At 60.4% G+C, this 15,298-nt stretch carries 15 protein-coding genes and 1 tRNA gene; 7 read left to right on the plus strand and 9 right to left on the minus strand.

All coding sequences use genetic code 11. From position 1 onward, the window contains the following. Nucleotides 1–52: 52 nt before the first annotated feature. Complete coding sequence (locus OCV80_RS11190) at nucleotides 53–487, plus strand: hypothetical protein (protein WP_021747917.1); 435 nt, start codon at nucleotides 53–55, stop codon at nucleotides 485–487. A gap of 59 nt (nucleotides 488–546) precedes the next feature. Here the strand turns inward: OCV80_RS11190 and OCV80_RS11195 are convergent, their stop codons facing one another. From OCV80_RS11195 to OCV80_RS11235, 9 genes are all read right to left on the minus strand, one after another. Further along, nucleotides 547–1,734 (minus strand): hypothetical protein, encoded by a 1,188-nt coding sequence (locus OCV80_RS11195; protein ID WP_136891428.1) that lies wholly within the window; start codon nucleotides 1,732–1,734, stop codon nucleotides 547–549. 155 nt (nucleotides 1,735–1,889) lie between these two features. Next, a complete protein-coding gene (locus tag OCV80_RS11200; protein WP_119310476.1) occupies nucleotides 1,890–3,110 on the minus strand; it encodes a DUF4367 domain-containing protein in 1,221 nt (406 codons plus the stop codon). Then, nucleotides 3,103–3,621: an RNA polymerase sigma factor gene (locus OCV80_RS11205; RefSeq protein ID WP_249390911.1), complete on the minus strand. Its 519-nt coding sequence runs from the start codon at nucleotides 3,619–3,621 to the stop codon at nucleotides 3,103–3,105. Before OCV80_RS11205 ends, OCV80_RS11200 begins: the two co-directional genes overlap by 8 nt. A gap of 126 nt (nucleotides 3,622–3,747) precedes the next feature. After that, a complete protein-coding gene (gene fumC, locus OCV80_RS11210) occupies nucleotides 3,748–5,106 on the minus strand; it encodes a class II fumarate hydratase (protein ID WP_025545503.1) in 1,359 nt (452 codons plus the stop codon). 98 nt (nucleotides 5,107–5,204) lie between these two features. Beyond that, entirely contained in the window at nucleotides 5,205–5,900 is a 696-nt protein-coding gene (locus OCV80_RS11215) for a zf-HC2 domain-containing protein (RefSeq protein ID WP_119310473.1), read from the minus strand. Then, nucleotides 5,884–6,378: an RNA polymerase sigma factor gene (locus OCV80_RS11220; RefSeq protein WP_119310472.1), complete on the minus strand. Its 495-nt coding sequence runs from the start codon at nucleotides 6,376–6,378 to the stop codon at nucleotides 5,884–5,886. Before OCV80_RS11220 ends, OCV80_RS11215 begins: the two co-directional genes overlap by 17 nt. A gap of 110 nt (nucleotides 6,379–6,488) precedes the next feature. Then, nucleotides 6,489–7,463 (minus strand): stalk domain-containing protein, encoded by a 975-nt coding sequence (locus OCV80_RS11225; protein WP_025545501.1) that lies wholly within the window; start codon nucleotides 7,461–7,463, stop codon nucleotides 6,489–6,491. 330 nt (nucleotides 7,464–7,793) lie between these two features. Beyond that, complete coding sequence (gene typA / locus OCV80_RS11230; RefSeq protein WP_036631354.1) at nucleotides 7,794–9,617, minus strand: translational GTPase TypA; 1,824 nt, start codon at nucleotides 9,615–9,617, stop codon at nucleotides 7,794–7,796. A gap of 189 nt (nucleotides 9,618–9,806) precedes the next feature. Beyond that, nucleotides 9,807–9,944, minus strand: coding sequence for a hypothetical protein (locus OCV80_RS11235; protein ID WP_158629787.1), 138 nt, complete (start codon nucleotides 9,942–9,944; stop codon nucleotides 9,807–9,809). Nucleotides 9,945–10,330: 386 nt separating this feature from the next. On the opposite strand from OCV80_RS11235, the gene OCV80_RS11240 reads away from it, so the two are divergent. The 6 genes from OCV80_RS11240 to OCV80_RS11265 all read left to right on the plus strand — a co-directional run bounded on the left by OCV80_RS11240 (nucleotide 10,331) and on the right by OCV80_RS11265 (nucleotide 15,296). Then, nucleotides 10,331–11,497, plus strand: coding sequence for a phosphoglycerate dehydrogenase (locus OCV80_RS11240; protein ID WP_021751363.1), 1,167 nt, complete (start codon nucleotides 10,331–10,333; stop codon nucleotides 11,495–11,497). A gap of 306 nt (nucleotides 11,498–11,803) precedes the next feature. After that, a tRNA-Arg gene (locus tag OCV80_RS11245) sits at nucleotides 11,804–11,880 on the plus strand. A 569-nt stretch (nucleotides 11,881–12,449) separates the two neighbouring features. Next, nucleotides 12,450–12,653, plus strand: coding sequence for a hypothetical protein (locus OCV80_RS11250; protein WP_223385014.1), 204 nt, complete (start codon nucleotides 12,450–12,452; stop codon nucleotides 12,651–12,653). Further along, nucleotides 12,650–13,579, plus strand: coding sequence for a DUF6017 domain-containing protein (locus tag OCV80_RS11255; protein WP_002304312.1), 930 nt, complete (start codon nucleotides 12,650–12,652; stop codon nucleotides 13,577–13,579). The genes OCV80_RS11250 and OCV80_RS11255 overlap by 4 nt, the downstream gene beginning before the upstream one ends. A 6-nt stretch (nucleotides 13,580–13,585) precedes the next feature. Further along, entirely contained in the window at nucleotides 13,586–14,413 is an 828-nt protein-coding gene (locus OCV80_RS11260) for a ParA family protein (protein WP_002304313.1), read from the plus strand. Beyond that, on the plus strand, nucleotides 14,370–15,296 hold the full coding sequence (locus OCV80_RS11265) for a ParB/RepB/Spo0J family partition protein (RefSeq protein ID WP_002304314.1): 927 nt from the start codon (nucleotides 14,370–14,372) through the stop codon (nucleotides 15,294–15,296). Before OCV80_RS11260 ends, OCV80_RS11265 begins: the two co-directional genes overlap by 44 nt. Nucleotides 15,297–15,298 lie beyond the last annotated feature (2 nt).

Below are 15,298 nucleotides of genomic sequence, written 5' to 3' on the forward strand. Positions count from 1 at the left end.
GGCGGTCGCCCCGCCGGGCGGACCTGCGCGTTTTGATAGAAAGGCTGGTCCTATGAAACGCTGCTTCTGTTATCTTCTGACCCTGGTGCTGGGGTCCCTGGCTGTGGGCGGCCTGGTGTTCGCCCTGCTGCGCACGGACGTGCTGACCCTGACGGCCGCCACGCCCACGGCTCTGTTCTTTTTCGCGGCCACCGCTGCCGCCGGTCTTGGCGGCCTGCTGGCCTATCTGCTGGGCGGCCTGCTGGCAGACCGCACGCCGGCCCTGGCGGACGCCTGGCTCTGCTGCGGGGAGGCCTCCGCTGTGGGCGCCCTGGGGGCGCTGCTGACGGCGCTGATTACCGCCCTCTCCACCGCCTCCGGCGTGGGGCTCCACATCGGCGCGGCGCTTTGCTGCGCCTTCCTGGCCCTGATGGCAGGCGGCATCCTCTGCTTTTTGCGGCGGTATGTCACGACCCGCTTCACCTGTAGCTGCGGCCAGAGCTGCTGACAGAAAAGCCCCGGCGTGCTTTGCACGCCGGGGCTGCTTTTATGAGTGCCGTCCGATCTTCACTTGATCCGCAGGCTCTCCGCCACATGGAGCAGATTCTCCTGATCCACAGTGCCGTGGAGGCGGAAGTTCAGGCCGCCGTCCGTCCAGGCCAGGGTGGCCACATCCGCTGCCTGGGGGCCGGAGATGGTGCCAGACGAGATAATCACGCCGCCCACCGTCTCAGGCTCCCACGCATCCGTCTCCGCCTCGTGAGGCTTCTCCGCCTCCCAGAACCTGGCGGTCACACCGCCGAAGCGCACGGTCTCTCCATCTCCCTCCGGCATCAGCAAGGGGGTGGCAGAGCAGGTCAGGGTGATATTGCCGCCCTGGCCGACCCAGGTAGTCTCCGCCGCGCCGCCGGAGGCGTTGGTTTCAAACCAGCTGTAGCCGCCGGGCAGCCAGTCAGCCTCACAAGCGGGCGCAGTCTTTGATGTGGGCTCCACGGAGGAGGCGGCCTCCACCAGCGTGTCCGGGTCCACGTCCGACCCGGTGAACCAGAACAGCACCCCCGCTTCGTCCTCCCACACCAGCAGGCAGCTGTCGCCGTATTCGCTGCTGTAGGTGTAGAGCGCCGCGTCATGGCCGTTCACGGTGACGGTGCGGCAGGGGATCTCCCCGCTGCCGGGGCTCCAGCCATAGCTCCCGCCGTCGGGATAGGCACAGGAGAAGGAGATGCGCCCGCCGCCATTCCAGTAGCTCAGATTCCCTCTGCCGCCCATTCCGGCCCGCACGGACTCCAGCTCCCAGCCCTCCGGCAGCTTTGTCAGCGCGTAGCCAGGGGCTTCGGTGTAGTCGATCCCAGGGTCCTCGCTGGCGTATGTGACGCCGTCCTCATCGGTCTCCCTGTGCCAGTAGAGCCCTGAAGCGACGGCTGCGGAGGCCGGCTCGGTCTGCTCCCCCAGCAGCACCGTGCGGGTGGCGGAGTCGTAGCCCACCTTCACCCCCAGCAGCTCGCTGATGGTCCGGATGGGCAGGTAGTTGGTCTTGCCGCCAGCCTCATCCACATAGAGGATGGAGCCGGGGACCCGCTGGCCGTTGGGGGCGGTGATGTCGCTGCCGGCGGCGATCTTTGTCTCGCCGTTCAGAGCCACCCCAGCGAAGTTGAACTGCACCTGCCCGGAGGCCGCCAGAGCGGTGGCGGTCAGGGCCGTCAGCGCCAACGCCGCGGCCGCGCCGGCCAGGAATGATAGGACTCGTCTTTTCATGGAACTCCTTCCTTTCTGTCTCCGTGTGTTTCCGGGGGACAGGCCCCCGGCCGTTCTATTAGTTGAACGTGCCGTGGGCAGGACGTATCCACGGACTTTTCTATCTTTGTCAAAAATCACAAAGATCTCGTCTCTTTCTGTGGAGTCTGACTGTTTCACTTCCCACCGCCGGCAGTGCCGGTGATCGACTGCGCTCTCTTCGTGGGAGGTGAGAGCTGCGGCTCCGTCTCCTCCGTACGGACAGCCATGTCCCGCAGGTCAAAGCGGTCCAGGGCCCCCTCCAGGAAGAAGGTCGTGTTGGTGTCCGGGTCCGTCCAGATCAGAGTGCCGGTCTCCTCTGTGTCCGGGGAGCCGCCGGTGATGATGGTGACGCCGCCTACGGTGACGGAGGAGCCCTCCGCCTGAATCTCCTCCCCATTCACAGTAATGGTGGGGCCATCGCTCTCCTCCGGCTCCTCCTCCGCCGTCCAGTACCAGCCGGTGACGCCCCGCAGGTCGATCTCCTCCGGCTCCCCCTCCGGGGTCTCGAAGGGGCAGATGGGGTCAGTGACATACTGCCAGGTCAGTGTTGTCCCGTCCCTGACCCACACCTGCTGGACGGCTCCAGCGCCTTCATCCCGGTACATGGGTTCATAGCCCTCCGGCACCCAGCCCATCTCCCAGGCCACACCGGGTCCCTCGTAAGGCACCACGCCTTCCGCCATGGACAGCAGGGTCTCGGTGTCGCCAAAATCCGTGGCCCGCAGCATAAAGAGGTATCCCGCCTCGTTCTGCCAGGTCAGCAGGATTGTCCCCTCCGACTGGAAGAGGTCTGCCTGGTACCCCTGCACAGTGACGGTGGTGTGGTTTTCCCCCGCGTCCGAGGCTCCGTCCACATTGGTAGCTACCTCTCCCGCCTCCGGCGTGTAGACGGCAAACCACAGCCATGCGCCGGTCCCCGGCTCATAGTACCTCCAATAGCCCGAGCTCTCCTTGGGACTCACGTCCGTCAGCACAAAGCCCTCCGGGATCTCCGACAGCCGCCAGCCGCCGGGCGGATCCTCTGCCACGGTCCGCTTCGGGTTGATAAAGGTCACCAGATCCTCCTGCACCTGATGGAACCACCCCAACACCGCCGCCCGGACGGCGGGGCTCACCGCCATCAGGCCCCCCAGGGTCACCAGGCATGCCAATAGCACGCAGGCCGCTGTCCGGGCCGCCCGCTTCCACACCGGCCGGGCCATCCGCTTCGCCCAGCCGAAGGGATCCGCCAGCAGCCGCGTCCGGTTTCTCAAATACCGGTGGGACCAGTCCGGTTCCTCCGCCGCGTCCAGCACGTCCCGGAACCGCTCCAGGTTGGCCTCCATCAGGGCATGGCGCAGCATCCGCTCATCCATGGACGTACCCCTCCTTCTCCAGCGCCGCCGCCAGCATGGTCCGCCCCCGCAGGACGCGGGTGGCCACGGTGGACTCCTTCAGCCCCAGCCGCCGGGCGATCTCCCGGTTGCTCTCCTCCTCCACGCACTTCAGCTCCAGCACCCGCCGGTAGCTCTCCGGCAGCGCCCGGATCAGGCTCACCAGATAGCGGTAGTCCGTCTCCCCCGTCTCCGGAGCGGGCGGATCCCAGTCCTCCGGCAGAGCTTCCTCCCACCGCTCCTTCCGCAGCATGTCCACCGCCGCGTTCTTCACAGCGGTCACTAGATATCCCTCCGTCTCGCTCCAGGCCAGGCCGCTCACCCGGTCCCACCGCCGGATGAGCTGCAGCCAAGTCTGCTGCACCGCGTCCTCCGCCGCGGTCCGGTCCCCCAGAACACGGACCGCCACGGCGTATAGCTTCTTCTCATAGGTCCCATGGAGCTTCAAAAACCTTTCCCGGTCCTCCTCCGTCTCCAGCATAGCCAGCAGCATGGAAAGCAACGCGCTCGCCTCCTCTTCTCTCTTGGGGGCGCATCCCCCCCGTCCGGTAAACGTCCCGGAAACGCAGAGTATCCCACCGGGAGCGAATCTTTTCGTCCCCGGCGGGATACTCTTCTCTTATACCATTTTCTCCGGCCGTACCGTCTCGTCGAATTCCGGCCCCGTCAGATACCCCAGGGCCAGCACCGCCTCTTTCAGGGTAGTGCCGTCGTGAAGGGCCTTCTTGGCGCACGCCGCCGCTGCCTCGTAGCCGATCCTCGGCGTCAGGCAGGTCACCAGCATCAGGGAGTTGTGCAGGTTGGCCGTCATCCGCTCCACATTAGGGGTGATGCCCTCCACGCAGTGGACCCGGAAGGAATCGCACACATCCCCCAGCAGCCGGGCGGAGAGCAGAAAGTTATAGGCGCTCACCGGCAGAAACACATTCAGCTGGAAGTTTCCCTGGCTGGCGGCAAAGCCGATGGCCGCGTCGTTCCCCATCACCTGCACGGCCGCCATGGTGACGGCCTCGCACTGGGTTGGGTTCACCTTGCCGGGCATGATGGAGCTGCCGGGCTCATTCTCCGGGATGTTCAGCTCTCCCATGCCGCACCGGGGACCGCTGGCCTCGAACCGGATGTCGTTGGCGATCTTCATGAGGTTGGCGGCCAGGGCCTTCAGCGCCCCGTGGGCGAACACCAGGGCATCCTTGCTGGTCAGTGCGTGGAATTTGTTGGCATCCGGGGTGAAGTCCACCCCGGTCATGGCCCGAAGCCGCCCGCACACCATCTCGTCGTACCCCTTGGGGGCGTTGAGGCCGGTGCCCACGGCGGTGCCGCCGATGGCCAGTTTGGTCAGCTCCGGCAGGGCGGTGCGCAGCATCCGGCAGGGGGCCTCCACCAGCTCCCGCCAGCCGGAGACCTCCTGGGCGAATTTCAGGGGCGTGGCGTCCTGCAGGTGGGTCCGGCCAATGCGGATCAGGTCCGGATAGGCCTCCTCCAGCCTCCGGAAGGCCCCTGCCAGCCGCTCCGCCGCTGGCAGCACCTGCTCCGTGACGCTCAGGGCCGCCGCGATGTGGAGAGCGGAGGGGAACGTGTCGTTGCTGGACTGGGAGGCATTCACGTGGTCATTGGGGTGAAGCCGCATCCCCCGGTCCGCAGCTAGGTGGGCAATGACCTCGTTGACGTTCATGTTGGTCTGGGTGCCGCTGCCGGTCTGCCACACCACCAGGGGGAACTCGTCATTCCACCTCCCCGCCCGGATCTCGGCGCACACGGCGGCGATGGCCCCGGCCTGCTCCGCCGTCAGCTTGCCGCAGTCCGCGTTGGCCTGGGCACAGGCCTCCTTCAAATAGGCAAAGGCGGTGATGATCTCCTGCGGCTGGCGCTGGCCGCCGATCTTGAAGTTTTCCAGGCTCCGCTGGGTCTGGGCGCCCCAGTGATGCTCCGCCGGGACAGCAATCTCGCCCATGGTGTCGTGTTCGATGCGGGTGTTCATGGTCCAATTCCCCCTGATCGAAAAATCGTTGCCTCCATTATAACGGGAAACAGCGGCGTGGACAAGCCCCGCCGCCATTCTGCTCCCGCAAGTTTTTCTCACCCCGCCGGGTCCAGTAGTCCCATCTCCCGGACGGAGTAAGTGACTTCTCCATCCCGGTAGCGGACAATAAAGACGATATCAAAGTCCTCTGGGATCGGCCCCGCCTCATTGGGATAGCCATAGCCGGCGGTGATCGAGCCCGAGCCACTGGGAGCCCGGTCCGGCACCTCCCACATGTCTATGACATAGCCCGCCCGAACGATGACTCCATTTTCGTCTGTCTCTGAAAAAGGCTCTATTCTGGACCGCAGGTTCTTCTCATGCGATGAGCAGACATGTATCACGCCGCTCCAGTTCCCCTGTTCCAGCTCTCCCCGGCTCCCGTCTCCTCCGGAATCCTCCCCGGAAGTGAGGCCTGACCATTGCAGTTCCAGAGAGACCTCCACATCCCCCGCCGCCACGCGGCGGCCCCAGAAGCAGGTCAGGAAGATCCCCCCCGCCACCGCCGCCGTCACCACTGCCGCCGTCACGGCGATGAGGACCTGCCTCCGCCGCCACCGCCGCTTGAAGCGCCGCAGGGGCTCCACCCCCTCCGGCTCCGCCGGCAGGGCTGTCCCCAAGCGCCCCAGCTCCTCCCGGCAGGCGGGACAGGACGCCAGGTGCTCCTCCACCAGGGCGACCGTGTCGGCACTGGCCGCCTGGTCAGTATACAGGGGCAGCAGGTCCCGGATCACGTCACAGCTCACTTTCATCTCGCTCCGCCTCCCATTGTCTCAAGATCCGGCTTTTGGCCCGGTAGTAGGTCACACGGGCCCAGCCCTCCGTCTTTCCGAAGACCTGTCCGATGGCCCGGAAGGGCAGCTCCCCGAACACCCGCAGGCCGAACACCTCTTTATAGGGCTCCGGCAGGGTGTGGAGAATTCTGTGGAGGGCCAAGACCTCCTCCCGGTCCTCCAGCGCCCCGGCAAAGTCTCCGCCGCCGGGCAGATCCTCCCCCGGCAGCTCCGTCTCCCGCCGGTGCCGGCGGCAATGGTCCACCCAGACATTTCTGGCGATGGTGAACAGCCACGCCCGGACGTCTCCCCGGCCGTCGAACCGGTCCACCGCTCCCAGGGCCCGGGCAAAGGTCTCCTGGGCGATCTCCTCCGCCAGATGTTCGTCCCGAGAGAGTCCCCGGACATAACGGTAGACATCCCGGAAATACAGGCGATAGAGAATCTCAAAGTCCACGGTCCTCCCTCCCTTCACCAAATTAACGCACAGCGCCCCCGAAACGTTACAGATCCCCGGTGGAAATTTCCTCCGGGGATCTGATACGCGGTTTTTCTGTTGTGCCGGACTCAGTCCGCCAGATACAGGTCCAGCGCCTGGGCCAGCGCGGAGCGGGAGACATAGGTGACACCGGCCTCCTTCACGCAGGTGCCGTAGACCTCCTCCGTGGTGCCGTCGCTGTTCACCGCGGCGATGGCGCCGCCGGGCATGGCGGTCATCAGCGTCTCCGTGGTCAGGGGGGCAGGCTTCACCATGTCATCGCCATAGGAGACCACGGCGCCCTGCTTCGCGTCCCAGCGGACGCTCATGCCCAGGGCCTCCGCCACCGCCCGGATGGGCAGCAGGGTGTCGCCGTCAGCGGTGGTCTTGGCCTTCTGAGTCGTGGACTGGCCGTTGACGGACACGACGCCGTCCTCCGCCACGCTGATATAGCCCCGATAGCCGTAGGCGAACACCAGCACCTTCTCCGGCGTGCCCTTGGAATCGGACCACACCAGGATGCGGGCGCCGGGACGCAGATCGGCCAGGGTGACAATGTTCTTCGTCAGGTAGGGCGTCAGCTTTGCAGAGGCGGGCACGGTGATCGTGTCATTGCTGCCCGCCACATGCAGCACCGCGGACTCCTCCGTAACGGTGGAGCTGGTGATCTCATAGTACTGGGGCACGGCGTAGTCGGCGGGGATGTTGCCCACGATCAGGCTGGCCGTGGACTGGGGCGGCAGGCTCAGCGCCATGGCGGGGCCAACCCAGGCATAGACGGCGTCCCCGTCCTCCAGCGTCTCCAGGTTCAGGGTGTTGCCGGTGACGGCGTCCAGGTAGGGGGCATCCCCCACGTGGACCACCACCGCGTCGCCCAGGCCGTCCTCCTTCCCGCTGTCCAGCAGGAAGGTGTCCTCATCCATCCAGGTGACAGTGCCCCAATAGGCCGCGGGGCCCAGGCGGGCGGGCGCTTCTTCGTCAGCGGTCTCCGCGGCCGCGGCGGGGATCGCCAGCATGGCGGCGCAGAGGATCAGGGACAGGCATTGCAGAATCCGTTTTTTCATTCTCGTTCATCCTTTCCAATGCTTTCGGGGGAGCATCTGCTCCGTTTGCCTGTACTGACGCAGGGCAGCGGGAAAAAGTTCCCGTCCAAGGCAGAATTTTTAACAAATATTTTTGAGGCGCCGCGGAGGGCGCTGTACCCGAGCCTGCGGGGCCCGGCATCCCGGAGCGGCTGGTTTCCCCCGCGGGGCAGTCCACCTCCGGGCCGCCGGGATCATCGCCCCCCTGCGGATGCGGCGCGGTCTTTCCCAACAGCCCCCGCCTCCTGCCCGGGCGGCAAACGAACAGGCCCCGGCCCCCTCCCGGGGGCCAGGGCCCATGCAATGGCCGGTTTACTTCTTGCCATGCAGCGCCTTCATGCGCTTCTCGTGGTCCAGAATGGCCTTGCGCATCCGCAGGCTCTTGGGGGTGACCTCCAGCAGCTCGTCGTCCGCCAGGAACTCCAGACACTGCTCCAGGCTCATCTGCTTGGGGGGCACCAGCCGCAGCGCCTCGTCGGAGCCGCTGGCCCGCATGTTGGTCAGCTGCTTCTTCTTGCAGATGTTGACGGTGATGTCCTCGCTCCGGGGGCTGACGCCGATCACCATGCCGCCGTACACCGGCACGCCGGGCCCGATGAACAGGGTGCCCCGCTCCTGGGCGTTGAACAGGCCGTAGGTGACGGACTCGCCGGTCTCAAAGGAGATCATGGAGCCGGTGCCCCGGCGGGAGATGTCGCCCTTGTAGGGGGCGTAGGAGTCGAACACGCTGGCCATGATGCCCTCGCCCTTGGTGTCCGTCAGGAAATCGCTGCGGTAGCCGAAGAGGCCCCGGGCGGGAATCAGGAACTCGATCTTCATCCGCTCGCCCACGGGAGTCATCTCCACCAGATCCGCCTTGCGGGCACCCAGCTTCTCGATGACCGCGCCCACACAGTCGCCGGGCACGTCCACCACCAGCCGCTCGATGGGTTCGCACTTGACGCCGTCGATCTCCTGGTACAGCACGCGGGCGGGGGAAACCTGGAACTCATACCCCTCCCGGCGCATGGTCTCAATGAGGATGGAGAGGGACATCTCGCCCCGGCCCGCCACGTTGAAGGCAGTCTCCTTGTCCGTGTCGGTCACACGCAGGGACACGTCCTTCAACGTCTCCCGGTACAGCCGGTCCCGCAGCTGGCGGGAGGTGACGAACTTGCCCTCCTTGCCGGCAAAGGGGGAGTCGTTGACGGAGAAGGTCATCTCCAGGGTGGGGGCGCTGATCTTCACGAAGGGCAACGCCTCCACGCAGTCCGGGACGCAGATGGTGTCGCCGATGGTGATGTCGGGAATGCCGCTCATGGCGATGATGTTGCCGGCGGTGGACTCGGTCACCGGATTCCGGGCAAGGCCCTCGAACTCGTAGATGGCGGTGGCTCTCGCCTTACGGAGCACAGCCTCCGGGTCGTGGTAGTTGCACACGACGATGTCCTGGTTCTGCTTCAAGGTGCCCCGCTCGATGCGGCCGATGGCGATCCGGCCCACGAAGTCGTTGTAGTCGATGGAGCTGACCAGCATCTGGAAGGGCTGGTCCACATCTGCCTCCGGGGCGGGGATATACTCCAGAATGGTCTCAAACAGGGGCTTGAGGTCCGTGCCCGGCACGTCGGGGGAGTAGGAGGCGGTGCCGTTGCGGCCGGAGCAGAACAGCATGGGGGAATCCAACTGTTCCGGGGTGGCATCCAGGTCCATCAGCAGCTCCAGCACCTCATCCACCACCTCGTGGATCCGCTGGTCGGGCCGGTCGATCTTGTTGACCACCACAATGACCCGGTGGCCCAGCTCCAGGGCCTTGGAGAGCACGAAGCGGGTCTGGGGCATGGGGCCCTCGGCGGCGTCCACCAGCAGGATGACGCCGTTGACCATCTTCAGGATGCGCTCCACCTCGCCGCCGAAGTCGGCGTGGCCCGGGGTATCCACGATGTTGATCTTGGTGTCCTTGTACCGGATGGCGGTGTTCTTGGCCAGGATGGTGATGCCCCGCTCCCGCTCCAGGTCGCCGGAGTCCATGACCCGGTCCACCACCTCCTGATTCTCCCGGTAGACGCCGCCCTGCTTCAGCATCTCGTCCACCAGCGTGGTTTTGCCGTGGTCGACGTGGGCGATGATGGCGACATTTCTCAAATGTTCGTTCTGCATAATTCTCTTCTCCTTCTTCTCTGGCAAGGCCGCGCCGGGCGGCGCGTACAAGTGTTTTGCCTGCGGCAAAACCTTGGCGGAGGCGGAATTCACTGCACAGCCGTTGGCGGCTTTCCCGCCTTACGGATGTGGCGTACCCCTTGCGGGTGCTTCCGCCGGGCATTTCTATCAAACGATCCCCGCAGGGTGTCAGCCCTGTGGGGCAGTCTTGCCGTGGTCGATGTGGGCGTTGATGGCGATGTTCCTCAAATGTTCGTTCTGCACATCTTCCATCTCCTTTTCTCTATGAAGGGGCCACGTGGGGTACGCCGGGCGGCGGATCAACACACGCGGCCTCCCTGCCGGCCGTCCGATTCCGGCCGCCGGTCGAGATTTGCACACAGTTTTGCATTATATGCCGTTCTCTCGATTTTTGCAAGCTGCTTTCAGGGGCTTTTTCAAAAAAACAGGACGATTCCGCAGTTTTCATAGGAAAGCGGCAGTTCCGGAGGCGCAGAACTGCCTTTTGGGGTATTTTCCCAGGCCGTTCCAAAAGTAATACCTCTCCAAAAACTTTCGGCCCAACCGGCCGTGGATTTGGCGGTTCGGCACATTGACTGGGACGGCGGCCTCTACCTATAATAGAAGATGCTGCGGCGGAAGCGGTGCCAGCACCGCACGTTCCCCCGCAAGTACCGCGACCCGCTGGGGCCGCCCAATGGAGGCATTCTGCCATGTACCGTATCAGAACATTCAACAAGATCTCTCCCGTCGGCCTGAACCGCCTGGATCCGGCGCTGTACGCCGTCTCCGATTCGGAGACGGACGAGGACGCCATCCTGGTCCGCTCCGCCAAGCTGCTGGACTATGATTTTCCGAAAAACCTTCTGGCCATCTCCCGGGCCGGGGCCGGCGTCAACAATATCCCCCTGGACCGCTGCTCCGAGGCGGGCATCGTGGTATTCAACACCCCCGGTGCCAACGCCAACGCCGTAAAGGAGCTGGTGCTGTGCGCCATGCTGATGGGCTCCCGGGACGTGGACGGGGGCATCCAGTGGGTCCGGCAGCAGGTGGCCTCCGGCGTGGACGTGACCACCGTAGTGGAGAAGGGCAAGGCCGCCTTCATCGGCCCGGAGCTGTACAAGAAGACGCTGGGCGTCATCGGCCTGGGGGCCATCGGGTCATTGGTCGCCAACATCGCATTGTCCCTGGGCATGGATGTGTACGGCTACGACCCCTTCCTGTCTGTGGATGCCGCCCTGCGGCTGGACCGCCACATCCATGTGGTGAAGGACATCAACGAGCTCTACAAGCGGGCGGACTATATCACCATCCACATCCACTACACCAAGGACACAGAGCGCATGATCGACGCCAAGGCCATCGGCGCCATGAAACGGGGCGTCCGGTTCATCAACCTGGCCCGGGGCGAGATCGTGGACGACGATGCCATGCTGGCGGCGCTGGACACCGGCTGGGTAGCGGCCTATGTCACAGACTTCCCCAATAACCGCCTGGTGGGTGCGCCCCACGTGCTGGCCATGCCTCACCTGGGAGCCTCCACACCGGAGAGTGAGCAGAACTGCGCGGTCATGGCGGTGGACCAGCTGCGGGATTACTTGGAAAACGGCAACATCCGCAACAGCGTAAACCTGCCCGCCGTCAGCCAGGAGCGCAGCGGCGTGTGCCGGCTGTGCCTGATCCACAAAAACGTGCCTGCCATGCTGGCCAGCATCACCACCCTGCTGTCCCGGGACGGCATCAATGTGGAGAACCTGAGCAACAAGTCCCGGGGGGACTACGCCTACACCATCGTGGACCTGAGCGCCCCGGCGGACCAGTGCGTCATCGACGAGGTGACGGCGCTGGAGAATGTGATCCGGGTACGGGTCATCCAGTGAGCGCCGAAGGGCTGCCGCCTGCGCGGCAGCCCTTTCCCATTGACAGCAGGGCGGAAAACAGGTACAATGGTTTCTGCCTATTTGATATGCCCCTGTAGCTCAGTCGTATAGAGCGACCGCCTCCTAAAAATCGAATCGTTCGAATCCTGGAGCCCTGTAAAATTGAATATTTTCTGTATAAGCCCCCGTAGCTCAGTTGGATAGAGCGGTCGCCTCCTAAGGTTGCGTTACAACGGCCACCTCAAAAAAAACTAAATAAGGGATTGCAGTTCGACTTTGATCGGGCTATAATCATATATCAGACACGTCCATATAGCTCAGCTGGATAGAGCACACGCCTCCTAAGCGTGGGGTCGGAGGTTCAAATCCTCTTATGGACGCCAGTGAACAACGCCGAAAGCCTTTGTTTTCAAGGGTTTTCGGCTTTTCTTATATAAAAAGCTACGAAAAAGCTCTTTCACTGTATGAGATAAAATTCTACTCCAAAATTTGATTTTTGACAACCCCTCCAGAATCGAACGGTTGTTATAAGACAAAATCGCCAGCTAATTTTTAGCAGAAAACGGGCTGTTCTTGCTAATGAAAATGCCCTTCCTGCTAATCAGCCCCAAAATCGTGCCAAAAATCCAGCTAATCAAAAAAGGCGGATGTTTTGAATACCATGCAGTTATAGCAGATAAAATTAAATATCGTTATGTACATAGAGCGTCTATTTGCCCCGCATTGGGGATGGATAGGCGCTCTTTTTTTATGCCCAAACCCATGGGCAAATACAAGAGATTGGAGGTGTTTTATTTGAGCAAGCCTGTTTATACCGCAGACAAGCCGAGCGACTGTCATTACTGCTACTTCTGGACGAATGGCAGAAAGGGCTGCCGTCTGGGTAGAAATAATTGCTACTACTTAATCTCTTTGCCGCCGAAACCCAAGTCGGAATGTGATGGCTGTCCCTATGGGCGAGATCACCCGTGCATTGGTTGGTGTACGAAGAAGGTTATGCGTGAAGTGGGGCTTCGTTGATATGGATGTGTATGAACAGGAATACCGCTTCTACTATTTTGCCCGATGTCCTTACGAAAAGACGGATACGACTTTCCGCAGCATTCCGCTGACAACAGAAAGTTTTCCGCAGAAAGAAGGTGGTGAAGCCGTGTGAGTTTTGATTATTTTTACGGTCAGCAATCCGATCTATTCACATTCTATCGAGTTCCGAAGGTGTTGTTCACGAACGAGAGGTTCTGGAATATTTCTGCCGATGCCAAGATGCTGTATGGCATTTTGCTTGACCGCATGAGCCTGTCTGCCAAGAATGGTTGGATAGATAAAAACGGTAGAGTGTATATCATTTTTACAATCGACGAAGCGAAGATGGCTCTGAACTGTGCTGAACAAAAGGCTATCAAGCTGCTCAGTGAACTTGAGAAGAAAGCAGGATTGATTGAACGTAAGCGCCAGGGTTTGGGAAAGCCCAACCTGATCTATGTGAAGAACTTTATCTCTGCTGTGGATTCACAACTCTTGAATTGTGAAAATCACAATTCTGGAACAATGGAAATCACAACTCAAGAACTTCCGAAATCACAATGTAATAATACTGATATTAAAAATACTGAATTTAGTGATACTGATTCTATCTTTCCTTCCGGAAATGGTGGAATGATGGACGAGAATGACCGGTATCAAGAATACTTTGATTATTTCTCGGATCAGCTCAGTATGGATTTGTTGAAGAAGGATTACCCTTACGATTCCGAAATGCTGGATAACATTCTGGAGTTGATCGTTGAAACAGTTTGCACGAAGCGACCGTTGATTCGCATTGGTGCAGAGGAGCGTCCGGCAGAAATTGTCCGCAGTCGGTTTATGAAACTGAATGCCGAACACATTCGATATGTTATGGACTGCTTCAAGGAGAACACCACAAAGATTAGAAATATCCGTCAGTATATGCTGACTACGATATACAATGCGCCGACGACAATAGACACCTACTACGATGCTCTTGTTCGGCACGATATGTCACACGGATATTTGGAAGGAGGATTTAAGAAATTGAAAATGAAGCGAGAGGAAGGAGAGTGACGATAAATGTCGAAAAAAGCAACCATCATTGCGGTGGTCAATCAGAAAGGAGGCACTGGAAAGACCACCACCACCGAGAATCTGGGCGTTGGCTTGGCTCTTGAAGGAAAAAAGGTGCTTCTGGTAGACACCGATCCCCAGGCTTCCCTGACGGTCAGTTTGGGCAATCCCTGCCCGGATGATCTGTCTCCGACACTTTCCGATCTGATGGGAAAGATTATGATGGAAAACCCTATTACTCCCGATGAAGGGATTCTTCATCATCCGGAGGGCGTTGATTTGGTGCCGTCCAACATCGAACTCTCAGGTATGGAGGTAGCACTGGTCAATGCCATGAGCCGGGAAACCATTCTCCGGCAATACCTGGATACAGTCAAACAGAATTATGATTACATTCTTCTTGACTGTATGCCGTCTTTGGGTATGCTGACCGTCAATGCGTTGGCAGCTGCCGACAATGTGCTGATACCGGTTCAGGCAGCATACCTTCCTGCAAAGGGTCTGGAACAGCTGCTTGGAACCATCAACAAGGTCAAGAGGCAAATCAACCCGAAACTGAGGATTGAAGGGATTCTTCTGACGATGGTGGACAGCCGCACCAACTACTCCAAAGACATCAGCAATCTGATTCGGGAGAGCTACGGCGGAAAGCTGAAGGTTTACAAGACCGACATTCCCCGCTCTGTCCGTGCAGAGGAAATCAGCGCAGAGGGAACCAGTATCTTCAAGCATGATCCCAAAGGCAAAGTTGCCGAAGCCTATAAAATTCTGACGAAGGAGGTGTTAAACAATGCAGAAAAAAGGCGCAAACATCAGCTTGAAGGGGTACGATGATATTTTCTCCACCGATCAATCCAGAGCTGAAGCCCAGCAGGAGCGTGTGCAGGAAATTCCGCTTTCTGAGCTACACCCCTTTGAGGGACACCCCTTCCGTGTGGTTGATGATGAAGAAATGATGAAAACGGCAGAGAGCGTCCGAGATTTCGGAGTTCTCACTCCTGCGATTGTCCGTCCTGACCCCGACGGTGGTTATGAAATCGTTTCTGGTCACAGGCGGCACCGGGCATCGGAGCTTGCGGGTAAGGAAACCATGCCTGCGATTGTTCGTGACCTGGACGATGATGCAGCCATTATTTTGATGGTTGATGCGAATTTGCAGAGGGAGAGTATCCTGCCGAGTGAAAGAGCATTTGCTTATAAGATGAAGCTGGATGCGATTAAACATCAAGGTCAACGCACCGATTTAACTTCATCCCAAGTTGGGATGAAGTTGCAGGCAATGGATATAGTCGGTCAGGAGGCAGGAGAAAGCAGAAATCAGGTACACCGTTATATCCGTCTGACCGAACTGATTCCGGAACTGCTGGATATGGTAGATACGGGTCAGATCAAATTCAATCCTGCGGTGGAGCTTTCCTATCTGGCAAGTGAAGAACAGAAGGATTTTCTTTCTGCAATGGATTATGCTCAAGCAGCTCCTTCCCTTTCGCAAGCACAGCGAATTAAAAAGCTCGCACAGGAGGGCGAGTGTACGCTGGATGCGATGTGCGAGATTATGAATGAAATCAAGAAGGGAGAGCTGGACAGAGTAACCTTCAAAACGGATTCGTTGCGAAAATACTTCCCGAAGTCCTATACCAACAAGCAGATGGAGGATAAAATCATTCAGCTTTTGGAGCAATGGCAGAAAAAAAGAGAAAAATCAATGGAAAGGTAAGG

Source organism: Oscillibacter acetigenes (assembly GCF_025567605.1).
GTDB classification, from domain to species: Bacteria; Bacillota; Clostridia; order Oscillospirales; family Oscillospiraceae; genus Oscillibacter; species Oscillibacter welbionis.